This window comes from Kitasatospora sp. NPDC002227, assembly GCF_040296285.1.
Classification (GTDB): Bacteria; Actinomycetota; Actinomycetes; order Streptomycetales; family Streptomycetaceae; genus Kitasatospora.
In genome coordinates, this window is the sequence record NZ_JBEOWY010000038.1 from 53,057 (window position 1) to 76,626 (window position 23,570).

The 23,570-nt window shown below is 74.1% G+C and carries 22 protein-coding genes; 13 read left to right on the forward strand and 9 right to left on the reverse strand.

Going from position 1 to position 23,570, the window contains the following annotated elements; translation table 11 throughout:
* The first annotated feature begins 25 nt into the window (after positions 1-25).
* From ABT095_RS27645 to ABT095_RS27655, 3 genes are all read left to right on the forward strand, one after another.
* On the forward strand, positions 26-1,420 hold the full coding sequence (locus ABT095_RS27645) for an ABC transporter substrate-binding protein (RefSeq protein WP_350532238.1): 1,395 nt from the start codon (positions 26-28) through the stop codon (positions 1,418-1,420).
* Positions 1,421-1,528: 108 nt separating this feature from the next.
* Positions 1,529-1,792 (forward strand): hypothetical protein, encoded by a 264-nt coding sequence (locus ABT095_RS27650; RefSeq protein WP_350532239.1) that lies wholly within the window; start codon positions 1,529-1,531, stop codon positions 1,790-1,792.
* Positions 1,793-2,016: 224 nt separating this feature from the next.
* Positions 2,017-2,565, forward strand: a complete 549-nt coding sequence (locus ABT095_RS27655) for a hypothetical protein (RefSeq protein WP_350532240.1) — start codon at positions 2,017-2,019, stop codon at positions 2,563-2,565.
* Positions 2,566-2,596: 31 nt separating this feature from the next.
* Here ABT095_RS27655 and ABT095_RS27660 read toward each other — a convergent pair whose 3' ends face one another.
* Genes ABT095_RS27660 through ureA form a run of 3 tightly spaced genes read right to left on the reverse strand, consistent with a single transcriptional unit; the run spans position 2,597 to position 6,098 of the window.
* Positions 2,597-3,643 carry an agmatine deiminase family protein gene (locus tag ABT095_RS27660; protein ID WP_350532241.1) on the reverse strand — a complete coding sequence of 349 codons (1,047 nt, stop codon included), beginning with the start codon at positions 3,641-3,643 and terminating at the stop codon, positions 2,597-2,599.
* A 29-nt stretch (positions 3,644-3,672) separates the two neighbouring features.
* On the reverse strand, positions 3,673-5,391 hold the full coding sequence (locus ABT095_RS27665; RefSeq protein ID WP_350532242.1) for an urease subunit alpha: 1,719 nt from the start codon (positions 5,389-5,391) through the stop codon (positions 3,673-3,675).
* Entirely contained in the window at positions 5,388-6,098 is a 711-nt protein-coding gene (gene ureA, locus ABT095_RS27670) for an urease subunit gamma (protein ID WP_350532243.1), read from the reverse strand. Before ureA ends, ABT095_RS27665 begins: the two co-directional genes overlap by 4 nt.
* A 212-nt stretch (positions 6,099-6,310) precedes the next feature.
* Between ureA and ABT095_RS27675 the strand changes: the two genes are divergently transcribed.
* The 5 genes from ABT095_RS27675 (at position 6,311) to ABT095_RS27695 (ending at position 11,798) form a co-directional block, all read left to right on the forward strand.
* Positions 6,311-7,288, forward strand: a complete 978-nt coding sequence (locus ABT095_RS27675; protein ID WP_350532244.1) for a quinone oxidoreductase family protein — start codon at positions 6,311-6,313, stop codon at positions 7,286-7,288.
* A gap of 66 nt (positions 7,289-7,354) precedes the next feature.
* Positions 7,355-7,813 (forward strand): MarR family winged helix-turn-helix transcriptional regulator, encoded by a 459-nt coding sequence (locus ABT095_RS27680; RefSeq protein ID WP_350532245.1) that lies wholly within the window; start codon positions 7,355-7,357, stop codon positions 7,811-7,813.
* Between the two features lie 79 nt (positions 7,814-7,892).
* Positions 7,893-8,603, forward strand: coding sequence for a carbonic anhydrase (locus tag ABT095_RS27685; protein WP_350532246.1), 711 nt, complete (start codon positions 7,893-7,895; stop codon positions 8,601-8,603).
* Positions 8,604-8,852: 249 nt separating this feature from the next.
* Positions 8,853-9,335, forward strand: a complete 483-nt coding sequence (locus ABT095_RS27690) for an ATP-binding protein (RefSeq protein WP_350532247.1) — start codon at positions 8,853-8,855, stop codon at positions 9,333-9,335.
* A gap of 258 nt (positions 9,336-9,593) precedes the next feature.
* A complete protein-coding gene (locus tag ABT095_RS27695) occupies positions 9,594-11,798 on the forward strand; it encodes an ATP-binding SpoIIE family protein phosphatase (protein ID WP_350532248.1) in 2,205 nt (734 codons plus the stop codon).
* Between the two features lie 123 nt (positions 11,799-11,921).
* Here ABT095_RS27695 and ABT095_RS27700 read toward each other — a convergent pair whose 3' ends face one another.
* From ABT095_RS27700 to ABT095_RS27715, 4 genes are all read right to left on the reverse strand, one after another.
* Complete coding sequence (locus ABT095_RS27700) at positions 11,922-12,893, reverse strand: DUF2637 domain-containing protein (protein ID WP_350532249.1); 972 nt, start codon at positions 12,891-12,893, stop codon at positions 11,922-11,924.
* 152 nt (positions 12,894-13,045) lie between these two features.
* Positions 13,046-13,876, reverse strand: coding sequence for a (2Fe-2S)-binding protein (locus tag ABT095_RS27705; RefSeq protein WP_350532250.1), 831 nt, complete (start codon positions 13,874-13,876; stop codon positions 13,046-13,048).
* A 135-nt stretch (positions 13,877-14,011) separates the two neighbouring features.
* Entirely contained in the window at positions 14,012-14,821 is an 810-nt protein-coding gene (locus ABT095_RS27710; protein WP_350532251.1) for a tetratricopeptide repeat protein, read from the reverse strand.
* Between the two features lie 161 nt (positions 14,822-14,982).
* Complete coding sequence (locus ABT095_RS27715) at positions 14,983-15,852, reverse strand: hypothetical protein (RefSeq protein WP_350532252.1); 870 nt, start codon at positions 15,850-15,852, stop codon at positions 14,983-14,985.
* Between the two features lie 212 nt (positions 15,853-16,064).
* Here ABT095_RS27715 and ABT095_RS27720 point away from each other — a divergent pair, with 212 nt between their 5' ends.
* From ABT095_RS27720 to ABT095_RS27735, 4 genes are all read left to right on the forward strand, one after another.
* Positions 16,065-17,021: a nucleic acid/nucleotide deaminase domain-containing protein gene (locus tag ABT095_RS27720; protein WP_350532253.1), complete on the forward strand. Its 957-nt coding sequence runs from the start codon at positions 16,065-16,067 to the stop codon at positions 17,019-17,021.
* A 72-nt stretch (positions 17,022-17,093) separates the two neighbouring features.
* Positions 17,094-17,678: an SUKH-4 family immunity protein gene (locus ABT095_RS27725; protein ID WP_350532254.1), complete on the forward strand. Its 585-nt coding sequence runs from the start codon at positions 17,094-17,096 to the stop codon at positions 17,676-17,678.
* Positions 17,679-17,691: 13 nt separating this feature from the next.
* A complete protein-coding gene (locus ABT095_RS27730; RefSeq protein ID WP_350532255.1) occupies positions 17,692-18,534 on the forward strand; it encodes a nucleic acid/nucleotide deaminase domain-containing protein in 843 nt (280 codons plus the stop codon).
* On the forward strand, positions 18,531-20,156 hold the full coding sequence (locus tag ABT095_RS27735) for a WD40 repeat domain-containing protein (protein WP_350532256.1): 1,626 nt from the start codon (positions 18,531-18,533) through the stop codon (positions 20,154-20,156). Before ABT095_RS27730 ends, ABT095_RS27735 begins: the two co-directional genes overlap by 4 nt.
* On the opposite strand, the gene ABT095_RS27740 is transcribed toward ABT095_RS27735, so the two are convergent.
* Together ABT095_RS27740 and ABT095_RS27745 are read right to left on the reverse strand one after the other, a co-directional pair.
* Positions 20,153-21,346, reverse strand: a complete 1,194-nt coding sequence (locus ABT095_RS27740) for an epoxide hydrolase family protein (RefSeq protein ID WP_350532257.1) — start codon at positions 21,344-21,346, stop codon at positions 20,153-20,155. The genes ABT095_RS27735 and ABT095_RS27740 overlap by 4 nt on opposite strands.
* 118 nt (positions 21,347-21,464) lie before the next feature.
* On the reverse strand, positions 21,465-22,085 hold the full coding sequence (locus ABT095_RS27745; RefSeq protein WP_350532258.1) for a nucleotidyltransferase family protein: 621 nt from the start codon (positions 22,083-22,085) through the stop codon (positions 21,465-21,467).
* Between the two features lie 130 nt (positions 22,086-22,215).
* Between ABT095_RS27745 and ABT095_RS27750 the strand changes: the two genes are divergently transcribed.
* Positions 22,216-23,406: a GTP 3',8-cyclase MoaA gene (locus ABT095_RS27750; protein WP_350532259.1), complete on the forward strand. Its 1,191-nt coding sequence runs from the start codon at positions 22,216-22,218 to the stop codon at positions 23,404-23,406.
* Positions 23,407-23,570: the final 164 nt, after the last annotated feature.

A 23,570-nucleotide genomic window follows, 5' to 3' on the forward strand; every position in this document is an offset into this window, starting at 1 on the left:
AACCCATCGGAGAAGGAGAACAGTTGTGACCAGCAGAGGATGGGCCCTGCGGCTGGCGGCCACGGTGGCCACGGCCGGCCTCGCCCTCACGGCGTGCAGCTCCAGCGGCTCCTCGGACGGCGGTGACACCTCGGCCGCCCCGGCCGCGAGTGCGCTGGACCAGGCCAAGGGGGTGACCACGGTGACCTTCTGGCACTCGATGACCGGCCAGAACGCGACCGTACTGAACTCCCTGGTGTCCTCGTTCAACACCGCGCACCAGGGCAAGATCGAGGTCAAGGCGCTCTTCCAGGGCACCTACGACGACGTGGTGACCAAGTACAAGGCCTCGGTGCAGCAGAAGGCGACGCCCTCGCTGGTGCAGGTCTACGACGTGGGCACCCGGTTCATGATCGACTCCAAGCAGACGGTGCCCGCACAGGCCTTCGTGGACCGGGACAAGTACTCCCTGGACGACCTCGAGCCGAACATCCGCAACTACTACACCGTCGGCGGCAAGCTGGCCTCGATGCCGTTCAACTCCTCGATGCCGCTGCTGTACCTGAACGCCGACGCCTTCAAGGCGGCCGGGCTGGACCCGGCCCAGCCGCCGAAGACGCTCGGCGAGATCGCCGACCTGGCCAAGAAGCTGACCGTCAAGGACGCGAGCGGGCAGACCACCCGGTACGGCTTCGGCGCCGCGATCTACGGCTGGTTCGTCGAGCAGCTGATCGCCGAGGCCGGCCAGCCCTACTGCGACCAGGGCAACGGGCGTGACGGCAAGGCGGCCAAGGTGCTGTTCGACTCGGCGCAGGGCGCGCAGGTGCTGCAGACCTGGGCCGACCTGGTCAAGGGCGGCTACGCCGTCAACACCGGCCGGACCACGGCGGATGCGCAGGCGGCCTTCAAGGCCGGGCGGGTGGCGATGCACCTGGAGTCGACCGGCGTGCTGCGCGGGTACACCGAGGCGGCCAAGTTCACCGTGGCCACCGCGCCGTTCCCGCAGCTCGCCGCCGGTGACACCGGCGGCCCGGTGATCGGCGGCGCCTCGCTGTGGATCGACGGGCCGGGGCATTCGGACGCCGAGAAGCGGGCCTCCTGGGAGTTCGCCAAGTACCTGGACGCGCCGGAGCAGCAGGCCGTCTGGCACACCGGCACCGGGTACTTCCCGGTGAACCGCAAGGCGCTGGACGACCCCAAGGACCAGGCCTGGGTCTCGAAGTACCCGCAGTTCAGGACGGCGATCGACGAGCTGCACTCCACCAAGCCGACGGCTGCCACCGCCGGGTGCCTGCTCGGCGTGATGCCGCAGGCCCGCAAGGGGGTGGAGACCGCGCTGGAGCAGGTGATCAGCGGGGCGAAGCCCGCGCAGCAGGCGCTCACCGACGCCGCGAAGGCGCTGCAGCCGGCCATCGACGGCTACAACTCCTCGGTGGGCTGAGGCCCGCGTGGTGCGCGACTCACCGAACCGACGGTGGGTCGCGCACCCGGGCCGCCCGCCCCGGCACACTGGTGATCAGCACCTGACCAGCGCCGAGGAGCCCCCACCATGAGCACCGAAGACGAGACCCGCGACGCCGTCCACCGCATCCTCGGCGACGTCCACCTCGAACTCACCGAGTTCCCCGGCGGCAACATCTCCCTCACCGTCTCCGACGACCACCACTCCGCCACCGTCGACGGCCACCCCGTCAGCGGCTACGGCTGGACGGTCGACCCCGGCGAGGACGACGGCTTCACCGGCCACGACGAGATCGCCCCGACGCTCGAGGACGCCCTGGAGGCGGTGCGGGCCGCCTTCGGCGCCGGCTGAGGCTCAGGATCCGCTCAGACCCTGGGCGCCGGCTCCCCCGGTCTGCCACCCTGGGCACGGCGGTTCGGCCGAACTCTACGGGGGATTCCATGAGGGGGATCGAGGACGACAGACCACCGGTACTGCAGCCGTGTCCGAGCTGCGGCCTGACGGACCAGGTGGTGGGCGTGCCTGCGGTGTACCACGCGGGGCGGGGCAGGGTTCGGATCACGACACCGGTCGGTTTGGGCGAGGCGGCGACCGTCACCCGCTCCGTCACCACCTCGCTGGCCGAGGCGCTGGACCCGGTGCCGAAGGCGCTGCGCGAGTCGTCGGCGGGCGGTGCCTTCGCTGGGGTGGTCCTGGCGGCGGTGTCCGTCGTGGCTTTCATCTGGGGCGCCGCAGCCGGCCACTGGTTCAGCGACGACAGCCCGCAGGCGACGACCGGCTCTCAGTACGACTGGATCTCGGTCCAGGCCGCGCCGCGCCCCGACTACGCCTTCTTGGGCTGGATCTCCGCCCTCGCGCTGGCGACGGCGATCGCGCTGGGCTTCCGTACCCTTACGCGGCGGTCGGACCGCGAGCAGCGCCTGGCGGGGCGTCCGGCGGCCGAGCGGCTGTGGGCCCAGGGGTGGTACTGCCGGCGCTGCGGGACCGTCCACTTCCGCGTGGAGCCGGGCGTGGCAGCGTGTGCGCTCACCCTGCGGGAGTTCCAGGCGATGGTCTGGGATGCCGGTGGTTACGGCGGCGCGCCGTCGGGGGACGGTTCGCGCCCGTGGAGTCCGGGTCGGTGACGTGCCGTCACCGACCCGGAAGGGGAAGGACTCAGCCCGCCTTGGGCTGCTGCTGGGTGATGCAGTGGATCCCGCCGCCGTTGGCGAAGATCTCGCGGGCGTCGACCAGCTCGACGGTGCGGCCGGGGTAGGCCTTCTCCAGGATGGCCTTGGCCTCCTCATCGCGGGGGTCGGCGAAGGCGCAGAGGATGACGGCGCCGTTGGCGACGTAGTGGTTGATGTAGGAGTAGTCGACCGGCTCGCCCTCCTCGTCCAGCAGGACGGTGGGGGCGGGGAGTTCGATGACCTCCAGCGGGCGGCCGGCGGCGTCGGTGGCCGCGCGCAGGATGGCGACGATCTCCTGGCAGACCTGGTGGTCCGGGTGCGAGGGGTCCGGCTGGACGTGGGCGACGACCACGCCGGGGCGGACGAAGGAGGCGACGATGTCGATGTGGCCCCGGGTGCCGAACTCGTCGTAGTCACGGGTGAGTCCGCGCGGCACCCAGATCACCTTGCTGGTGCCGAGGAAGGCGTTGAGCTCGGCCTCGACCTCCTCGCGGGCCCAGTCGGAGTTGCGGCCCTCGCCGAGCTGCACGGTGTCGGTGACGAGCACGGTGCCCTCGCCGTCCACGTGGATGCCGCCGCCTTCGTTGATCAGGCGGGAGGCGAAGCGGCGCACACCGGTGAGCTCGGTGATCTGCTCGGCGATGTGCTGGTCGTTGTCCCAGCGGGCCCAGCTCTGGGCGCCCCAGCCGTTGAAGATCCAGTCGGCGGCGGCGAGTTCGCCGTCCGCGCCGAGCAGGAAGGACGGGCCGATGTCACGCATCCAGGCGTCGTCCAGCGGGCGCTCGACGATCTCCACCTCGGCCGAGACGTAGCGGCGGGCCGCCTCGCCCTCGCCGAGGTTGGTGATCAGCGTCACCGGCTCGTAGCGGACGATGGTGTTGGCCACCTCGGCCCAGGCGGTGCGGGCCGCGTCCAGGTGCTCGGGGGAGTCGAAGGTGGGGTTGTCGGTGGGGAAGGCCATCCAGGTGCGCTCGTGCGGGTGCCACTCGGCGGGCATCCGGTAGCCGAGCGAGGCGGGGGTCTCAGCGGTCATGGCGTGAAGTCCTAAGCGGGGGAGGGTGATTACAAGAAGTAGAGGCGGCTGAGCGAGACGCTGTCGGCCGGCTCGGAGCGCAGCGGTTCGCCGTCGAGGGAGACCAGGCCGGTGGTGGCCTCGACCTGGACGTGGCCGATCCGGGCGTTGCGGACCATGTTGCGCGGCCCGATGCCCCGGGTGCCCCGGACGCCCACGCGGCGCCTGCGGGTGGGCAGTTGGTCGGCGGCGCGGTCCAGGTAGGAGCCGTCGGCGGCGGCCTGGGCGACGAAGGCGACCGAGATGTCGGCGGCGGTTGCGCCGTGCGCGCCGAACTGCGGGCCGAGCACCAGGGGTTCGCAGCGGTCGGTGGAGGCATTGGGGTCGCCCGTCACCCCGTACGCCGGGAAGCCGGCCTTGAGGACGAGCTGCGGCTTGGCGCCGAAGTGGTCGGGCCGCCAGAGCACGATGTCGGCCAGCTTGCCGACCTCGATCGAGCCGACCTCGTGGGCGAGGCCGTGGGCGATGGCCGGGTTGATGGTGAGCTTGGCGATGTAGCGCAGCACGCGCTCGTTGTCGTCGCCGCTCTCGGTGGTGCCGAACCCGCCGTCCAGCGGGCCGAGTTCGGCCTTCATCTTGCCGGCCATCGCGAAGGTGCGGCGCACCGTCTCGCCCGCGCGGCCCATGCCCTGGGCGTCGGAGGAGGTGATGCCGATGACGCCGAGGTCGTGCAGCACGTCCTCCGCGCCCATCGTGCCGGCCCGGATCCGGTCCCGGGCCATCGCGGCGTCGCCCGGCAGGTCCACCTTGAGGTCGTGGGCCGAGACGATCATGCCGAAGTGCTCGCCGAGCGCGTCCCGGCCGAACGGGAGGGTGGGGTTGGTGGAGGAGCCGATGACGTTCTCGACGCCGGCCATCTTGAGCACGTTGGGCACGTGGCCGCCGCCGCAGCCCTCGATGTGGAAGGCGTGGATGGTGCGGCCCTCGAGCACGGCCAGGGTGTCCTCGACCGAGAGGCACTCGTTCAGGCCGTCGGTGTGCAGCGCGACCTGGACGTCGTGCTCCTCGGCGACCCGCAGCGCGGTGTCCAGCGCCCGGGTGTGGGCGCCCATGTCCTCGTGCACCTTGAAGCCGGAGGCGCCGCCCTCGACCAGCGCCTCGACCAGCGGGGCGGCGTCCGAGGAGGAACCGCGGCCCAGGAAGCCGATGTTGACCGGCCAGGCGTCGAAGGAGTTGAAGGCGTGCCGAAGGGCCCAGGGGGAGTTGACCCCGACGCCCCAGACCGGGCCGAACTCCTGGCCGATGATGGTGGTCACGCCGGAGGCGAGCGAGGCCTCCATGATCCGCGGCGAGAGCAGGTGGACGTGGGTGTCGATGGCGCCCGCGGTGGCGATCATCCCCTCGCCGGAGACGATCGTGGTGCCGGTGCCGACCACCACCTCGACCCCGTCCAGGGTGTCCGGGTTGCCCGCCCGGCCGATCGAGGCGATCCGCCCGTCGATTAGGCCGATCGAGGTCTTGCGGATGCCCTGGATCGCGTCGATCACCAGGACGTTGGAGATCACCACGTCACAGGTGTCGCGGACGGCGGCGGCCTTGAGGTGCAGCCCGTCGCGGGCGGTCTTGCCGAAGCCGGCCAGGAACTCCTCACCGGGGGCCTGGGAGTCGGACTCGACCCGGACGATCAGGCCGGAGTCGCCGAGCCGGATGCGGTCGCCCGTGCGGGGGCCGTGCACGGAGACGTAGTCGTGGGGGGTGATGGCGCTCATGACTCGATCTCCGCGTCGTCGAAGCTGGTGAGGTAGCCCGTGGCCCGGGCCTTGGCGAGGGCCGCCTCGCGGGCGCCGGGGGCGTCCAGCGGTCCGTCCACCAGGCCGGCGAAGCCGATCGCCACCCTGGTGCCGCCGATCGGCACCAGGCCGACCTCGACGGTGGCGCCGGGGTCGAAGCGGACCGAGGAGCCGGCCGGCACGGCCAGGTGGGTGCCGTAGGCGGCGGAGCGGTCGAAGGCCAGGCGCGGGTTGGCCTCGAAGAAGTGGAAGTGCGAGGTCACGGAGATCGGTACAGCCGAGGTGTTGTGCACCGGCAGCACCACGGTCTCCTCGACCGGGTCGTACCCCTCACCGCTGCCGAGCAGCGCGCCGCCGGGAGCGTCGTCGCCCAGCGAACCGCCACCCCGGAAGGGGTCGTTGATCACTGCGAGCCGGGTGCCGTCCTCGAAGACGGCCTCCACCTGCACGGTGGTGACGATGTCGGCCACGCCGGGCAGCACGTCGCCTGCGCCGAGCACGGTGCGCCCGGCCTCGATCGCCTCGGCCAGGCGGCGCCCGTCCCGGGCGGCCTCGCAGACCGTGTCGGCGATCAACGCGGTGGCCTCGGGGACGTTCAGCTTCACGCCCCGCGCGCGGCGGGCGCGGGCCAGCTCGGCCGCTGTGAAGATCAGCAGCCGGTCCCGTTCGGTGGGGGTCAGTCGCACGGTGCCTCGCTCGCAGTTAGAACGGCGTTCAAATCTCTCCGCCATTGATACCTGGGGTGTGCCGGGATGTCCAGCCTTGCCCGTCGGCGGCCCAGCGGTCGGTCCGGCGCGCCGGGGGCGGCGGGGAGTAATGCGACAGGAGTATCAGGAGGCTGATATATCTATGGTGCTTGATGTGAAGCAGTGAGCGAACAACGAGGGGGAGTACACCTATGCGCGCCATCCGCTACACCCGTACCGGCGGTCCCGAGGTCCTGGAGCTGGTCGAGGACCAGCCGCTGCCGGAGCCCGGCCCCGGAAAGGTCGCGATCGACGTCAGCCATGCGGGCGTCCACTTCGCCGACGTGCTGTTCCGTCGCGGCCAGTTCCCGATCGAGCTGCCGGTCGTGCCCGGTCTCGAGGTGGCCGGCACGGTGGCCGCCCTCGGCGAAGGGGTGACCGGCCTGCGGGTCGGGCAGCCGGTGGCGGCCATCCCGACCGGCTTCGGCGGCTTCGCCGAGCGCGTCGTCGCGGACGCGAACGCCACCGTCCCCCTTGAGGGTGAACTCGCCGGGCTCGACCCGCGGCTGGCCGCCGCCACCGCCGTGAACGCCGTCACCGCCGTCGGCACCCTGCGCTCCGCCGCCCGCCTCGCCCCGGGCGAGCGGGTGCTGGTGCTCGGTGCCGCCGGCGCACTGGGCTCGCTGCTCGGCTCGCTGGCCAAGCACTACGGCGCCGCCCTGGTGGTCGGAGCCGCCGGCACCCCCGAGCGCGCCGCGCGGGCCGTCGGCTACGACACCGCCCTGACCTACGGTGAGCTCGCCGCACGCACACCGGAGCTGACGGACGGCCAGGGCTTCGATGTGGTGATCGACTCGGTCGGCGGTGAGGTGCGCGGGCTGGTCCGGCCGCTGCTGGCGATCTTCGGGCGGCACGTGATCGTCGGCAATGCCGCCCAGCAGGACCTCGCCCTGCAGGCCGACGAAGTCTGGTTCGGGAGCGTCACGCTCGCCGGGTACAACATGGGCGGCCTGATGGCCCGCCGCCCCGGGCTGTTCCGGGCGCAGTTGGAGGAGGGCCTGCGGCTGGTCGCCGAGGGCGTCGTCACGGTGGCGGTCGAGGAGATCGGCTGGGACGGGGTGGCCGAGGCGACCCGGCGGCTGGAGGGCCGCACGGCCGAGGCGAAGGCGGTGCTGCGGATCCGCCCCTGAGGCGGGCCCGGGCAGGCGGGCGGCGATACTGGTGGCCCGAGAGGGACTCAAGGACAGGAGGCCGCCATGACCACCGACCCCGCCGCGCTGCTGGCCGGGCCCGAGGGCGTGCCGCTGCGCCTGGGCCTGGGCCTCAAGCAGGCCGAGCAGGCGCTGATCGCGGCCAAGACCGAGGCGCTGCGCGAGCTGGACCTGACGGTGCCGCAGTACGCGGTGCTGCTCCAGCTCGCCGAGCGGCCCGGGATGTCCGGCGCCCAGCTGGCCCGGGGTGCGGCCGTCACCCCGCAGACCATGGCCGGGGTGCTGGCCAACCTGGAGGCCAAGGGCCTGGTCGAACGCGAGCCCTCCGAGGTGCACGGCAAGGTGCTGGTCACCCGCCTGAGCGAGACGGGCCGGGGCCTGGTAGCACAGGCGGACGCCCGCGCGGTGGCGATCGAGTCGGAGCTCTGGACAGCGTTCGACGACGCCGAACGGGAGCTGTTCCGTAGCTTCCTCCGGAGAGCAACTGCCGTGCTGCAGAAGTGAGTAAAGACTCTACCAAGAGCTCCTGACGGGCGGTTATGGTGACGCCTCGTCAGTGGATTCCGGCTCCTGGAGAGAAGTCATGCGGACGGATCGGCGAGGCGTGCTGCGGGCGGGCGCGATGGCGGTGGCGGGGGCGGCGGCCGGGCTCGGCACGATTCCCCGGGCCCGGGCGGCCACCCCCGGGAGCACGGTCGGGCCGGTGGGCACCCCGGCGCTCGCGCTGGCCCGGCTGAAGGCCGGCAACGCCGCCTGGGTGGCCAGCCGGGCCGTCCACCCGGACTCCTCGGCCGCCCGGCGCCGCGAGGTCTCCACCCACCAGGAGCCCTTCGCGGTGGTCTTCTCCTGCATCGACTCCCGGGTGCCGCCCGAGCTGGTCTTCGACCAGGGTCTGGGCGACCTCATGGTGGTGCGCACCGCCGCCCACACCGCCGACGGCCTGGTGACCGGCAGCCTCGAGTACGGCCCGGCCGAGCTCGGCGCCCAGCTGCTCGTGGTGCTCGGCCACCAGTGCTGCGGCGCGGTGACCGCCGCCGTCAACTCCTTCCGCACCGGCGAGCGCCTGCCCGGCCACCTCGCCGACATCGTCCACGACCTGCGGGCCCCGTACGAGGAGGTCCGCCGCACCACCCCCGCCGAGGGGCTGGTCGAGGCCGTGATCCGGGCCCAGACCCGGCAGACCGTCGCCCGGCTGCGGAAGGACGCGCTGCTGCGCCCGCTGCTCGCGGCGGGCAGGCTGGAGGTCGTCGGCGGCTACTACTCGCTGGACACCGGCGAGGTCGGCTTCGGCTGAGCCCGGGCCCGATTGGACGTTCGGCCCGGGCGACCGGACGTTCGGCCGGGAGAACGGGCGTAAACCTGCGAACCGTCTCCAGCTGGATCACGGGCGCGCCCCCGTACCACCGCTTCACCCCAGGTGACCGGGTATGCACTGTTGCGGAGCGCGCCGAACGGGCATGAGGATGGTCGTCGGCAAGGTAGGGCGGCCCGATGGCCTGGGGGCTCGATCGGTCGCCGCCCGGAGATGGTCGGGGGGCGTGCGGTGAAGGACGGCCAGGCGAGGTTTCCGCGGCAGCGGACGACGTCGAGCAGCGACCGGATCGCGGCGGCCGGGCGGGCGGAGCAGCCCGCGGCCCCGTGCGCGCTGCAGCGCAGACTGCACGCCATGCTCGACCCGGCGGACCTGCTCGCGGTGCGTGAGGTGCGCCACCGTTTGAGGCTGGCGCTGGTGCGTTGGGGAGTGCCGCAACTGGCGGACACCGCCGAGCTGTTGGCCTCCGAGCTGGTGACCAACGCGCTGCTGCACACCACCCGGGGCGCGGTCTTCGACGCCGTGCTCACCCCCGACGCGCGGCTGCGGGTCGAGGTGCAGGACGGTGCCGCGAAGCTCCCCGGCCGCCGGGTGCAGTCCGACCAGGCGACCTCCGGCCGGGGATTGCTGCTGGTCGAGGCGCTGGCGGACGACTGGGGAGTGCAGCTGCGCGGCGACGGCAAGGTGACCTGGTTCGAGCTCGGGCCGCTCTGAATCCGCCACGCCGGGCCCGGGCGCGCGCCGCGCCGGGGCCGGATTGCGGGTGTGTGGCGGCCCGGCCGCGTCCGTTGCCTTTCGGGGGCGGGCTGTGCTGACCTGGGTCGTGCGGGTGCGGTGCAGACGCGCCCGTCCAGGTGAGGCGCTACTAGTAATCTTCCGATGGGATAGTGAGAATGTGTGCCCGGGACGGACGGCGGGGAGAACCGAGCCTCGACCGGACACCGATCCCCCCATCGCAGCGGCAGGAGAAGCATGGCGACAGAGCCCGAGCCGCCGGGGCCCGCACGCCGCACCCCACCGGCGCAGAGCAGCAGGAGCGCGGCCCGGGACGGTCTGGCGCGCAGACCGGCAGGCCTGGCCGCGGGCCGGATGACACCCCTGGTCTCGAGAGGCCTGCCCACCCGCAGCGGTGACTCCACCCCCGACTGGCTCGAGCCGGCGATGGCCGCCAACGGCATCGGCTCCTTCGACTGGGACATCCGCCGCGACGTGCTGGAGGGCGACACCCGGGCCTGCTCCATCCTGGGCCTGGACCCGGGCCGCTTCGACCGCAGCTCCGGCGCTTTCCTGGCCATGCTGCACCCTGAGGACGCGCCGGTGGTGCGCCGCCGGGTCGAGCGAGCGGTGGCCGAGCTCGGCCAGTGCGGCGCCTACTACCGCACCGTCTTCCCCGGCGGCCAGCTGCACGCCGTCCGCTTCCGCGGCCGGGTGCTCGCCGACGCCTTCGGGCGGGCCTCCCGGATGGTCGGCTTCGTCTGGGACGCCACCGTCGAGCTGCACAAGCGCGAGCGGGCCGGGGAGCTGGCCGTGCTGCGCGAGGAGCGCTCGCGCTTCATCAAGGAGGCGGCCAGGGCGCTCTCCGAGGCGGTGACCGTCCGCGACGTGGCGCGGGTCTTCACCGAGCTGCCGCTGCCCGGCCTGCCGCCGGACGGCCTGGTGCTCGCCTCCCTGGAGGCCGGGCGCCTGCACGTGCTCGGCGCCAGCGGCTACAACTCGGAGGACATGCACCCCTTCCACCGCGCCCCGCTGCAGCCCAGCCACCCCGGCGCGGAGGCCGTGCGCAGCCGGCTGCCGGTCTTCATCGGCAGCCGGGAGGAGTACGCGGAGCGCTTCCCCGAGGCCTGGGAGCAGCTCGCCGAGCGCTTCCCGCGCAGCGCCTGGGCCTTCCTGCCGCTGATCGCCAGCGGCCGGGTGATCGGCGTCTGCCTGGTCAGCTTCGACGACGACCGCGAGCTGGACGCCGACGAGCGCACCCTGCTCACCACCCTCGGCGGCCTGGTCGCCCAGTCGCTGGCCCGGGCCCGGCTGCACGACGCCGAGCACGAGCTGGCGGCCGGCCTGCAGCGGGTGATGCTGCCGCGCACCGTCCCGGCCGTGCCGGGGGTGACCACCGCCGTCCGCTACCTGGCGGCCGGCTCCGGGCTGCAGATCGGCGGCGACTGGTACGACGTCGTCCCGCTGCCGGGCGGGCACGTGGGCCTGGTGATCGGCGACGTGCAGGGGCACGACGTGCACGCGGCCGGGATCATGGGCCAGCTTCGGATCGCGCTGCGCGCCTACGCCGCCGAGGGCCACCCGCCGGCCGCCGTGATGGCCCGGGCTTCCCGTTTTCTGGCCGATCTGGACACCGACCACTTCGCGACCTGCACCTACGCCGAGGTCAATGTCGACTACGGCGTGGTGTACGCGGTGCGGGCCGGGCACCTGGACCCGGTGGTGCGGCGCTCCGACGGCACCGGCGTGGTGATGCCGGTGGTCGGCGGGCTGCCGCTCGGGGTGGCGCCGGACGAGGAGTACCGGGTCACCCGGTTCAGCCTGGACCCGGGCGAGACCGTCGTGCTCTGCACCGACGGCCTGGTCGAGGCCCGCGGCATGGACCTGGACACCGGCTTCGCCCGGCTCTGCGAGGCGGTCGGGCGCGACCTGCCGGCCCGGGGCGAGAGCGCGCAGGACCCGCTGGAGCTGCTGGCCGACCGGATCGCCTCGCAGGCGGCGGACTCCACCGAACGCGAGGACGACATAGCGCTGCTGCTGCTCCGCTGGGACGGTCCGGCGGGCGGGCTGGCCGCGCAGCAGCTGCGACGGCGGATCGGGCAGGCGGATCTGGCGCGGGTCGCGGAGCTGCGGGCGGAGCTGCGGGACGCGCTGCGCCGTTGGGGCGTACCGGAGTTGGTGGACACGGCGGAGCTGCTGGCCTCCGAGATGGTCACCAACGCGATCCGGCACACCGACCAGGACGCGATGTTCACCGCCCGCCTCTACCGGGAGCCCTCGGCGGGCACCCGGCTACGGGTCGAGGTGGAGGACGAGTCGGACCTGTGGCCCACCCGGCGCACCCCGGGTGAACAGGCCTCCTCCGGGCGGGGGTTGATGCTCGTGGAGGCGTTGGCCGACGCGTGGGGCGTGGAGCCTCGCGGCTCGGGCAAGCGGATGTGGTTCGAACTCGTGGCCGAATAGGTGCAGTTGCACTACCTAGGGGCGCGGGGAACTGCGCGAACGCGGAAGGCGCACACCTGTCACCCTCCGACTTCGCGCAGTTCCCCGCGCCCCTGGACAGTGCAACTGCGTCCCTGAGGTTTGCTAGCCGAACTGTTGCTCCAGATCCTTGAGTTTCTGCTCCAAGGAGTCCAGGCGCGGGATGGTCATGGTCTCCTCGTCCGGGGTGAGGTCGAGGACGGGGAGGCCGGGAGCGGGGGGTTCCTCGGCTATCGCGGGCTCCGTGGGGGTGGGCTCCAACTGGGGTCGGGGGGCTGTCCGTTGGCGCCAGACACCGCCGTGGGCGCGGCCGATCGCGCGGAGTTCGGCGCGCTCGCGGCGGCTGGCGAGGCGCTGGCGTTCGCGGTTGGCGGCAGCCTCCCGCTTGTCGTCGCGGACCTCCTCCACCGCTTCGTCCAGCGTGCGGACGTTCTCCAGGAGCATCAGCGACCACGCCGCGTACGTCTCGCGCGGCGCCCGCAGCCAGCGGACGATCCGGATCTGCGGCAGCGGCCGGGGCACCAGCCCCTGCTCCCGCAGGGCCGCCCGGCGGGTCTGCTTGAGCGCCCGGTCGAACAGCACGGCCGCCGAGAGCGACATCCCCGCGAAGAACTGCGGCGCGCCCGCGTGACCGAACCCCCGTGGTGCGTGCACCCAGTTGAACCAGGCGGAGGCCCCGGCGAAGAGCCAGACCAGCAGGCGCGAGCCGAGCGCGGCATCGCCGTGGCTGGCCTCGCGGACGGCGAGCACGGAGCAGAACATCGCGGCGCCGTCGAGGCCGAACGGCACCAGGTACTCCCAGCCGCCGGAGAGGTCGAGGTTCTGGATCCCGAACCCGACCAAGCCGTGGAAGGAGAGGGCGGCCGCGACGGCCGCGCAGCAGAACAGCAGGGTGTACGAGGCTCCCCCGTACAGGGACTCCTTGCGGCGGCGGCGGTCCTCGCTGCGCTCCCAGGAGTCCGCGCCGCCGGAGGGGGCGGCCGCCCGGGTGCGGGCGACGGCCACCAGTACGGCGGTCACCACCAGCACGGCCACACCGGTGATGGCCCAGCCCAGTGGTATGTCGGACAGTTTCATGGCCTTGACCAGCCTCGCTTTCCTGCGTAGTGAAAGGCGGGGACCATCATGGCGCAGGCATGCGTGCGGAATGGCCGCTTTGGTGTCAATGCACCGGAGCGAGCGAATTCCACCTCGATTGCGGGCATATCAGTAGGACGATCAACGCCCCGTCAGAGGGCCCGGCAGCGTCGCGGGCAGCCCGAACAGGCCTCCGCCGGCTGGACGGTGTAGAAGAGGCAGCAGCTGATTCTGGCCCGGGTGCGGACGGGAGCGGCCCCCGGGCGCTCGGTGAACCGGAAGCCCGCCGCGCCCGGGCCGATGCAGAGAAGGTCCGAACTCCCCTCCACCAGCAGCACGGTGAGCTCCTGGGCGGCCCGCTCGCCCAGGCCGAGCAGGCTGGCCGCGTACCAGAGGCCCTCGACCACGTCGTCGGTGGCCATCGCGTGCAGGGTGTGCGGTCCGCGGCGCAGCTCGGGGCGGAAGGAGGCGAGCACCGGCGCGAGGTGGTCGGCGAGCGCTGCCAGCAGGCGCGCGCGCAGGGCGGGTTCGTCCGGCACCACCCGGGCGCCGGGCAGGCGGGCCGCCGGGTCGTCCGGGAGGCAGCTGAATCCCTCGTGCTGGAAGGACAGTTCGCCGGTGCGGCGGCGCAGCGCGACGGCCTCGGCCGGGATGTGCGGCACCCGGCGCTCCAGGAACCACGGGAGGGTGAAGAGCAGCGCGGCGGGCCAGCAGTAGCGGTGCAGGCAGAAGCCGGCCGCGACGTCCGGCCGCAGCGGGCGGCCGTAGCGGGCCAGGCCCTGGTGGGCGTCGACGGCGATCAGCTCGCGCAGGGCGGGGCGGCTGCGCAGCAGGTCCGCGGTGCGGGTCCAGCCTTGGCCGGAACGCGGTGGGCGGTGGTGCACCCGCAGGCCGGGGAAGACCTCGCGCAGCCGGGCGTAGCTGCCGAGCAGCGGGGTGGCGGTGGGCGTGACGGCAGGCGGCGCGATGCTGCTGGCGGTCATGGTGCGGGGCCCATCGGGTCGGCCGGGCCCGGGCGGGCGCCCGGCGCTGGCGGGGAGCACCTGCCCAGCGGACGGCACCCGTACGTGCGTGCGGATGCGTCAAGTGCCGTACGCACTGGGCAGGTTAGGCTCACCTTAGCCGATGGTGCCGCTGACGTCCTGCCACCTGCGGCCGTCCGGGGGAGTACCGGGCGCCGGGACGCCGACGGGCCCGGCGGCCAGCCAGACCGGCACACCTCCCAGAGCCTGCACCAGCCGGGCCGCCTCGGCGCGCAGGCGCGCCGCCTCGGCCGGTTCGGACACCTCCGCCAGCGCGGCGAGCGCGGGCGCCACCCCGACCGTGAAGCCGAGCTCCTCGCGCAGCCGCAGCGAGGCCGCGAACCCCTCCCGGGCCTGCTCCTGGTCGCCCGCCGCCAGGGCGAGGGTGGCCAGGTGGCGCCAGGTGTAGGAGCTGAGCAGCGCGTCGCCGTGCTCGGTGGCGCCCTGGTGGGCCCGGCGGTAGGCCATGGTGGCCGCCTGCGGGTCGTGCAGCAGGTTCTCGGCGACCAGCCCCCGGCGGAAGTCGAGCAGCGGCCGGCCCGCGGCCTTCGGCGGCAGCAGGGCCGAGGTGCGGCCGAGCGCGGCCTGGGCCTCGTCCAGCCGGTCCCGGCGGCCGAGGACGCTGGCCAGGTAGGCCAGGAACCCCCGGGCGCAGGAGGCCGCCGCACGCTGCCCCGTGGTGACCACCACCGCCTCGGCCAGGCGCAGCGCGTCCTCCGCCTGGTCCCAGTGCCGGGCGGTGAACAGGCACTGTTCGATGAGGAGTTCGGCCCGGCTCAGGGCCGCTTCCGGATCTGACGCGGCGCTCGGGCGGAGTAACTCGGCGGCCTCCTGCCAGCAGCCCCGCGATCTCAGCCGCCAGACCGCGTCCGCCCCGCCCCCCGAGGCCGTACGGTGCTCCGACAACGCCACCTCCTTGTGTGCGGTGCCCAGCAGACAGCGGCTTCCAGGGCATGTCTGACATGCCCCGAGCTGCTGCCGTGGCCGCAATTCAACACGGGGGCGAGCTTGTGCACCAGATCACGAGCGTCAGTTTTCTCGGCGTGTCGCGCAAGTGACCGATGGTTTCAGGACGTCCAGCCGGTCTCCGTCAGGGCTTCGGCCGCGCCGTTCGCGGGCTGCGGCAGACCGGCACTGTCGAGGTGGAACAGCGCGACGAGCAGCTGTTCGCCCCGGACGGCGGCCTGGTGCGAGAAGCCGCCCAGCGAGAACAGTGCGGCGGCGATCTCCTCGGCGTGCAGCGTCTGCAGCCAGAGGCACTCGATGGTCTTCACGTCCGACTGGCCCGGGCCCGGATCCACCTGGGCGACCATCCGGCCGCCGAGCAGGGTCACCGGCCGGCCGGGCTGCTCCTCCGTCAGCTCGAGGTCCTCGAAGCCGAGCCAGCGCAGGTAGCGGGCGGCGGTGAGCACCGCGTCCTCGGTGGTGCGGACCGGGTGCGGCCGGAACGGCGGGCGGGCCTGGCCCTGCAGCGGCACCCGGGGCGCCGGCCCGCCGTACGGCAGCGGGGGCGGCCCGGGCGGGGTGCCGGGCCGCGGGCCCGGGCCCGGCGGCGGCCCGCCGAGGCCCAGCAGGCCGCCGGTGCGGGCCCGGACGGCGCGGTCGACCGGCAGCCGCACGGTGGCGCCGCAGTTGCAGGTGAACTCCGGCTGCGGCCACTGGTCTCCCCGCCCGCAGTGCGGGCAGCGCATGCTCACCCAGGAGTCCTCCCAGGAGCGGAAGCGCACCTGCACCGGCACCCCGCCGCGCAGCAGCGGCACCCGCAGCCGGGCCCCGCACGGGCAGGGCAGGCTTGGCGGCTCGTACAGGTGCTCCCGGCGGCAGGCCGGGCAGCGGACGGCGCTCACCCCGGCCGGCGCGCTGCCGTCCGCGCCGTACCGGGCCGGGTCGCCGTCGTGGCCGAAGTCGAAGTCGTCGGGCCGTGGCAGACCGGGCATGGCTCTCGCACCGTCCGTTCGGGTCGGAATGGGTCGCAGACCCCATCGTCGCCGATCGGGGGCGTGGCCGGGCCCGGAATGCGCCAACCTCAGGGACAGATCAGGGGTGCCCCGCCGCCCGGCGGCCCGGGGTGCGGCATCCCGCCGGGCGGCCAAGTGGTACTACCATCCGGAGAGTTCGATCCGTGCCGGGGCCGGGAGGAGGGATTCGGTTGACCAATCAGATCACCAAGGCGCTCGACCACGGCCTGGAGAAGATGGGCAAGGAGATCGGGGAGAAGGTCGGCACCACGGTGCAGGAGTTCTACCGCTCGGCCGGGACCCGGCTCAAGCGGGTCGCCTCCACCACCCGGGAGACGGACCTCGAGCACGCGGCCAAGTTGCGCCGGATCGGCGGCGGCGAGAAGGAGCCGCACGCGCCGCGCCCCCGGGGCGGCGAGGAGCCGCCCAAGCACCCGCGGGACACTGCCCGGCGCAACCTCGGACCGACGCCCGTCTACCGCGTCCGCGACGACGGCAAGGTCGAGAAGCTCACCCCGCACGGCCCCCGGGAGCTCGACGCCGCGGACCGCAAGCGGCTGGCCCCGCTCAAGCTGAACTCGAACGACGAAGTCATGAAGGCCAAGCCGGGCGCGCACAACCTGCCGAAGGTGAAGAAGGGCGCGACCCGGCCCACCACCGACTCGACCAAGGTGCCGCTCGGCGGGGACGAGCTCTCCCGGGCCACCCAGCTGGCCCGCCACGAGGACAAGAGCTACGGCAACTACGCCAAGCGCAAGGGCACCGGGGAGGACGGCAAGCCCGCCGAGTACGACTTCACCAGCAACAACTACGCCGCCGCCCGGCACGGCGAGGCGGGCGACAAGGACGGGTTCATCCTGGTCGGCCGCAGCCGGAACCCGAACCCGCACTCCGAACGGGTGCTCGGCATCCCCCTCCTCGAATCGGGGTCGAAAGGCGGGCTCACCGAGCTCTACACCGAACGCGAGCCCTGCACCAGCGCGCCCAACTGCAGCGCCTGGATGGCGCACCACTTCCCGAGCAGCGTGCGCGTCACCCACTCGGTCGAGTACGGCAACACCCCCGAGTCCCGCGCCGCCGGGAACCGGACCATGGAGCACTACCTGAACGGCCTGCGCCCGAAACCGCACTCCCAGTACCGCCCGTAGGGTCCGGGTGCAGCCGGGCCCGGCGGGTAGGCTGAGGCGGCCGGAGTCCGGGTACGGAGGGGAGCGCAGGGAATGGCTGAGTTGGTCGACCGCGCGATGCTGGAGGCGGCGTTCCCGCCCGGCACGCTGGTGACGCTGCCGGAGGCCGCGCTCGGGGCGGTCACCCATGCGCCGAGCCGGGCGTTCCTGCGGGACGTCGGACTCCCCGATCACGTCTGGCTGAACGTCAGCGAGGAGCTGCGGGCCGGGGAGCTGGGCTTCGACGGTGACGAACTCGCCGAGGAGCACCCGGAGTTCGACTTCGACTACGCGCACTGGGCCTGCCTGGGCAGCATCGCCGGCGCCCCGGTGCACCTCGACGTCGCCACCGGCACCGTCTACAGCATCCCGGACGGCGGCATCCCCGCCCGGCTCAACAGCGGCCTCGACGCCCTGGCCTACTTCCTCTGCCTGCTGGAGCGGGAGCGGCCGAACTACGACTTCGAGGCACTCGCCCCGACGGGCGACTACCGGCCCGGGGCGGAGGACCGGTTGCGCGAGCTGATGACCGCCGCCGACCCGGTGGCCTTCGAACCGCCGGACGAGGACAGTGAGTTCGAACCCGGCGAGCCCACCTGGGAGCTCGCGCTGCGGTTCGTGGCCGAGAAGCTGCAGTAGCGAGGAGACGAGCGTGCCCGGTGACACTTCGGCCGAGGCCCTGACCGGCCGGTTCGGGGCGGACGGCCTGCGGCGGTTCGGGCCGGCGGCCGGCCCGGCCGCGGGGCTGGTCCTGCCGCTGCAGGTGGGCCCCTACTTCCACACCCTCGAGGAGGAGCCCGCGCTGCTGCCCGAGTACGCCGACCTGCTGGAGGAGGAGCTGGCCGACCCCGGGCAGCGGAGCTGGGCCCGGATCGGCTCCGACCGCGCCTACGACCTGGTGGTCGACCCCGGCGGCGAGGTGCGGGCCCTCCTGATCGGCTACCGCGAGGAGCCGCTGAAGTACGTGAACTCCTCGGCCGCTGCCTTCGCGGCCGGCCTGCTCGGGCTCGACCTGCTGCTCGACACCCTCGGCTCGGAGGACCCGCAGCTCGCCGCGGCCGAGTTCCACCGCTTCGAGGAGCAGCTGCGGGCGGCCGACCCGGCGGCCTTCGCCGACCGGGAGAGCTGGTGGCCGCTGGTGCTCGACGACATCCGGGACACCTCGGCCACCGAGTGGTACGCGGCGTTCGAGGTGGTGGACGAAGCCGGGGCCAAGGAGATCTTCACCAGCTCCGGCGCCGTCTGCATCCACCCCGAGGAGCGGCTCTGGGCCCGCCTCGAGGCCGCCGGGGTCGAACCGGACCAGGTGGTGCGGATCTTCACCGAGCTGCAGGCCTGCAACCTGCCCGGCCACTACTGCTCGATGTGGCTGGCGCTGACCTTCCCCGACGCCGAGGTGACGCACAGCTTCGACTACGGGGAGAGCGCGGCCTCCCGGGAGCAGGGCATCCGGGAGCTGCGGGCCGCCGCCGCCGAGCGGGCGGGCGGGGCGTGAGCGGGGCGGCGTCGGCGGCGGCCTCGAACGCGGCGGCCCTGAAGGCCTGGGCCGAGAGCCCGGACGGGCCGCGGCTCTGCCTGGTCCGGGGCGGCCCGGGCAGCGGCAAGAGCCGGCTGCTGGCCTGGCTGGTGGCCGAGTCCGGGGTGCCGGTCCACGCGGCGGTGCCCGCCGAAGGGCAGCTCGCGGTCACCCTGGCCTGGGAGTTGGGCCGCCAGCTCGGCTACGGCCCGCTCGGCCCGGCGGCGCTGACCGCCCGGATCGCCGCCGACCCCCGGCCGGTCCGGCTGGTGCTGCCCGACCTGCACAAGGCCGGGCGGGGCCCGGCGGACCTCCCGGCGGCCCGCCCGGAGGCGGTGGTGACGGAGCTGCTCGGGCCGCTGCTCGCCCTCCCGCACGTCCGGCTGGCGGTGGAGGCGGGGGAGCTGCCCGTGGCGGAGGGCACCCTGGTGCTCGACCTGGGCCCCGGCTCGCCGGCCCCCGCCGCGCCCGCGCCCCCGGTCGCCCCCGTGGCGGACTGGCGGACCGCACCGGCCGAGACACGGGAGCGGGCGCTGGACGGAGCCCTGGCGGCCGGTACGGCCGGGGAGTTGCTCAAGGACCCGGGCTTCCTGGTGCACGGCTCGCCGGTGGCCGTCACGGCGGCGCTGGCGGACTCGCGGATCGCCGTGCCGAAGCGCCTGCCCGAGATCTGGGCGGCCGCCGCGCCCGCCCTCACCACCTACGGCGCCTCCGACGCCGAGCGGGCGGCCGTCCTGCACGCGGCCGCCCTCGGGCGGGACGCGCGGCTCGCGGAGTACCTGCGCCCGCTGGCGGACGGCCACCGCTGGAGCGCGGCGTGGTCACGGCCCGGGCACCGGGTGTCGGCGCTGGCACTGAGCGGCTCGGGCGAGCTGCTCACCGCCGACCGGGCCGGGCGGCTGCACCGGTGGCGGGCCGCCGACGGCACCAGGCTCGGGCGGGTGACGGCCCCTCCCGGGCTGCGGCCGATCGGGCTGGCCGCGGTGGGCGAGGGCTGCGTGCTGGCCCTGGAGCCGGACGGCACTCTGCGGCCGGTGGCGGAGGCGGTGCCCGCCGAGGCGGACTACCCGAGCCTCTACCACAACGGGATCACCCTGGCCTCGCCCGCCGACCGGCCGACCGCGCTGGCCGCGGACGGTCGCCGGATCGTGCTCGGCGACGCCGCCGGGCGGCTGCACCTGTGGTCGCCGGACCGGCTCGCCGCCGGGCCCAGGATCGGCCGGCCGCACCGGAGCACCGTCACCGCGGCCGCCTGCCTGACGCTGCGCGAGACCGGCACGGTGCTGGTGGTCACGGGCGGCCTCGACGGCACCGTCCGGCTCTGGGACTCCACCACCGGGGAGGTGATGCCCGAGCCGGTGGAGCGGCGCGCGGCGGTGCCGACCGCGCTGGCCCTGGCGGCCACGGCGGCCGGCCCGGTGCTGACGGTCGCCTGGTCCGACCTGCGGCTGCACGTGTGGCGGCTCTTCGAGGGCGCTCTCACCACCCTCCCGCTGCTCGCCGAGACCGACGCGCTGGCCCTCACCCCGGACGGTCTCGCCGTCCTCGGCGGCCGTGGCGGGACCACGGCGCTGCGGCTGTCCGAGGCCCTGACCGGCTAGCCGGCCCGCAGCGTGCGGAAGAACGCGCGGATGTCGGCGACCAGGAGGTCGGGGACCTCCAGCGCGGCGAAGTGGCCGCCGCGGTCGTACTCGGTCCAGCGGACCAGGTTGTTGGTGCGCTCGGCGATGTGACGCAGGACCAGGAAGTTCTCCTCGGGGAACGCCGCGTAGGCGGTGGGGGCCGGGGAGGGCTCGGGCGGGGCGCCCCAGTAGGCGGCGTGGGCGCGCTCGTAGTAGATGCGGGCGGAGGAGCCGGCCGTGCCGGTGAGCCAGTAGAGCATCACGTTGGTGAGCAGGTGGTCCCGGTCGACGGCGCCCTCGGGGTGCTCGCGGGTGTCCGCCCACTCGTGGAACTTCTCGGCGATCCAGGCCAGTTGGCCGACCGGCGAGTCGGTGAGCGCGTAGGCGAGGGTCTGCGGGCGGGTGGACTGGAGGTCGGCGTAGCCCTGGCGGTCGGCCAGCCAGGCCTTGGTGCGCGCCCAGGAGGCGAGGGTGCGCTCGCGCTCGGCCGGCTCGAGCTCGGCCAGCTCCTCGGCGGTGGGCTCGCTGCTCGCGGCGGCCCCGGGGATCAGGTTGAGGTGCACCCCGAGCACCTGGTCGGGCCGGATCCGGCCGAGCTCGCGGGCGATGGCCGAGCCCCAGTCGCCGCCCTGCGTGCCGTACCGCTCGTACCCGAGCCGGTGCATCAGCTCGGCGAAGGCGGCCGCCACCCGGCGGTACTCCCAGCCCCGCTCCCGGGTGGGACCGGAGAAGCCGAAGCCGGGGATGCTCGGCAGCACCAGGTGGAAGGCGTCGGCCGGGTCGCCGCCGTGCGCCCGGGGGTCGGTGAGCGGGCCCGCGATCCGCTCGAACTCGACGATCGAGCCCGGCCAGCCGTGCGTGACGATCAGCGGGGTGGCGCCCGGCTCGGGGGAGCGCAGGTGGGCGAAGTGGATGTCGGCGCCGTCGATCGTGGTCATGAACTGCGGCCACTCGTTCAGCCGGGCCTCGGCCGCGCGCCAGTCGTAGCCGTGCCGCCAGTGGTGCGCCAGCTCCTTGAGCGGGCCGAGCGGCATACCGTACGCCCAGCCGGCGCCCGGCAGTTCGTCGGGCCAGCGGGTGAGGTCGAGGCGCAGGCGCAGATCGGCCAGGTCACGGTCGGGGACGGCGATGCGGAACGGGCGGATGCTCTCGTCAGGTGCGCTGCTCATGATCACGGAGCTTAGGGTCTGTCTGACAATTCCCGTCGAGGTGCGTGCCCCGGCGGCGCCCGCCCGGCGGGAATTGTCAGACAGACCCTGGGGCGCCCACCCGCGCGGCCGCCGGGCTTCAGCCGGCCGCGGTCCAGCGGGCCAGGTCCTCGGGGGTGTCGAGATCCTCGGGGGTGGCGACGTCGCCGCACTCGACCAGGGTGAGTTCGGCCGCGTGGGCGGCCAGCAGGGCGCGGGCGCCGGCGTCGCCGGTGGCGCCGGCCGCCGCCTCCGCGAAGTGGCGGGCGGCGAGCAGGACGGGGTGGCCGCGGCGGCCGTCGTACCCGGCGGCGGCGAGGTCGGCGCCCGAGCGGCGGGCGGCGATCAGGCGGGCCACGGCGGCGGGGGTGACGCCGGGGGTGTCGACCAGCAGGACGAGGGCGGCGTCGGCGCCCGGCGGGAGGGCGGCCAGACCGGCCCGGAGGGAGGAGCCCATGCCGGTCTCCCAGCCGGGATTGTCGACAAGTCGGCAGTGGCTGAACCGGGCGGTGGCCCGGACCTGCTCGGCCGCCGCACCGAGCACCACCACCGCGCCGTCGCACCCGCCGGCCCGGGCCACCTCGAGCGCGTGCTCGACCAGCGGCCGGCCCCGGTAGGGGAGCAGCGCCTTCGGGCGGCCGCCGAGGCGGCGCCCGCCACCCGCGGCGAGGATCAGGGCGGGGATCGGTCCGGGGGTCGGTCCGGGGTGCTCGGCTGCCATGGGGCCAGTCTGCTGGTCCCGGCCGGGCCGGGGTAGTTGGATGATCGTCCAAGGCGTCGCCGCAGGCCGGCGAGGGTCACCGGCACTTCTGCCGCTGGATCTGCGCGCCCCCAGCCTCTTCACTGGGCCAATGGACACCTGGCACCTGGACCCCGCACCCGCCCCGGCGGCCCCACCCGCGCCGCTGGTCGACCGCTTCGGCCGGGTCCACACCGACCTGCGGGTGTCGCTCACCGACCGCTGCAACCTGCGCTGCACCTACTGCATGCCCGCCGAGGGCCTGAACTGGCTGCCCAAGGCGGAGGTGCTCACGGACGACGAGATCGTCCGGCTGGTCGGCATCGCCGTGCGGCGCCTCGGCATCCGCACAGTCCGGCTGACCGGCGGCGAGCCGCTGCTGCGGCGCGGCCTGCCCGGCCTGGTCGCCCGGATCACCGCAGGGCCTGACTCACAACTCCCGCCGGGGCCGGCCCGCCCGGCACGCACGCTCGACGCACGGCCGAAACTCCCAAGTAGCTCCGCTACGAGGGAGTTCCTGCCGCACGCCGATCGCACGCACCGAACGGCCGAGCCTGATCCGACGGGAGTTGTGAGTCAGGCCCTAGGCCCCGAGGTCTCCCTCACCACCAACGGCATCGGCCTGGCCCGCACCGCCGCCGAGCTCAAGGCGGCCGGGCTGCACCGGGTCAACGTCAGCCTGGACACCCTGCGGCCCGAGCGGTACACGGAGATCACCCGGCGGGACCGGATCGCCGACGTCTTCGCGGGGCTGGCCGCCGCGCAGACGGCCGGGCTGACGCCGGTGAAGATCAACGCGGTGCCGGTGCGGGGCGTCAACGACGACGAGATCCTCGACCTGGTCGAGTTCGCGGCCGGGCACGGGTACCGGATGCGGTTCATCGAGTCCATGCCGCTGGACGCCCAAGGGGCCTGGGACCGCTCGAAGATGGTCACCGCCGACGAGATGCTCGAGGTGCTCGCCACCCGCTGGGAGCTTGTCCCGGTCGGCCGCCACGGCAACGCCCCCGCCGAGGAGTGGCGCATCGCCGGCACCGACACCGTGGTCGGCGTGATCGCCTCCGTCACCCGCCCGTTCTGCGGCGGCTGCGACCGGGTGCGGTTGACCGCCGACGGCCAGCTCCGCAACTGCCTCTTCGCCACCACCGAATCCGACCTGCGCGCCCTGCTGCGCGGCGGCGCCGATGACACCGCCATCGAATCCGCCTGGCGCAGCACCATCGCCCGCAAGGGCCCCGGCCACGCCATCAACTCCGCCGACTTCACCCAGCCCGCCCGCCCGATGTCCGCCATCGGCGGCTGACCGGCGGGGAGGTGAGGTCGCCCACGGAGCGATCGGCACCGTGGCGGGGCGATGACCGGGACACCCGGTGGTCATGTCCCTTGATGTGGTGTAGTGGTCGTGGGCCAACGGTCATGAAATCGGCGGAAGTTCATCGCGTTCGGGCTCGCCGGGGTAGAGCTGTT

Coding starts and splice junctions, on each gene's coding strand:
- ABT095_RS27650 (WP_350532239.1), top strand. CDS start 1,529: ATGAGCACCGAAGACGAGACCCGCGACGCCGTCCACCGCATCCTCGGC.
- ABT095_RS27660 (WP_350532241.1), bottom strand. CDS start 3,643: ATGACCGCTGAGACCCCCGCCTCGCTCGGCTACCGGATGCCCGCCGAG.
- ABT095_RS27665 (WP_350532242.1), bottom strand. CDS start 5,391: ATGAGCGCCATCACCCCCCACGACTACGTCTCCGTGCACGGCCCCCGC.
- ABT095_RS27675 (WP_350532244.1), top strand. CDS start 6,311: ATGCGCGCCATCCGCTACACCCGTACCGGCGGTCCCGAGGTCCTGGAG.
- ABT095_RS27680 (WP_350532245.1), top strand. CDS start 7,355: ATGACCACCGACCCCGCCGCGCTGCTGGCCGGGCCCGAGGGCGTGCCG.
- ABT095_RS27685 (WP_350532246.1), top strand. CDS start 7,893: ATGCGGACGGATCGGCGAGGCGTGCTGCGGGCGGGCGCGATGGCGGTG.
- ABT095_RS27695 (WP_350532248.1), top strand. CDS start 9,594: ATGGCGACAGAGCCCGAGCCGCCGGGGCCCGCACGCCGCACCCCACCG.
- ABT095_RS27700 (WP_350532249.1), bottom strand. CDS start 12,893: ATGAAACTGTCCGACATACCACTGGGCTGGGCCATCACCGGTGTGGCC.
- ABT095_RS27705 (WP_350532250.1), bottom strand. CDS start 13,876: ATGACCGCCAGCAGCATCGCGCCGCCTGCCGTCACGCCCACCGCCACC.
- ABT095_RS27715 (WP_350532252.1), bottom strand. CDS start 15,852: ATGCCCGGTCTGCCACGGCCCGACGACTTCGACTTCGGCCACGACGGC.
- ABT095_RS27725 (WP_350532254.1), top strand. CDS start 17,094: ATGGCTGAGTTGGTCGACCGCGCGATGCTGGAGGCGGCGTTCCCGCCC.
- ABT095_RS27740 (WP_350532257.1), bottom strand. CDS start 21,346: ATGAGCAGCGCACCTGACGAGAGCATCCGCCCGTTCCGCATCGCCGTC.
- ABT095_RS27745 (WP_350532258.1), bottom strand. CDS start 22,085: ATGGCAGCCGAGCACCCCGGACCGACCCCCGGACCGATCCCCGCCCTG.
- ABT095_RS27750 (WP_350532259.1), top strand. CDS start 22,216: ATGGACACCTGGCACCTGGACCCCGCACCCGCCCCGGCGGCCCCACCC.